Raw genomic sequence first — 258 nt, 5'->3', positions numbered from 1 at the left:
ATCTAACGCAATGATGATGTATTAGGAGCTAAAGATGTTTCGTCGTTATTTATCAGTAACTAAGCCAGGTATTATTATGGGTAACTTAATCAGCGTAGCGGGCGGGTTTTTACTAGCCTCCCGCGGTGATATAAACCCATGGCTAATGGTTGCTACCTTAATTGGCTTATCGCTAGTGGTTGCATCAGGTTGTGCTATTAATAATGTGATTGACCGAGATATAGATATTGCCATGGCGCGTACTCGCACCCGGGTAAC

1 protein-coding gene is annotated in these 258 nt (G+C 43.0%); it reads left to right on the top strand.

Annotated elements, in window-relative coordinates; genetic code table 11:
* Nucleotides 1–34 precede the first annotated feature (34 nt).
* The coding region (locus tag AAEY68_RS21270; RefSeq protein WP_350586851.1) for a UbiA family prenyltransferase at nucleotides 35–258 on the top strand (224 nt) is incomplete at its 3' end.

The sequence above is a fragment of the Pseudoalteromonas sp. RB2-MNA-CIBAN-0110 genome (assembly GCF_040309305.1).
Lineage (GTDB): Bacteria > Pseudomonadota > Gammaproteobacteria > Enterobacterales > Alteromonadaceae > Pseudoalteromonas > Pseudoalteromonas arctica.
Note: the sequence above shows the minus strand (reverse complement) of the source record. Positions and strands in the feature narration are given on the sequence as shown.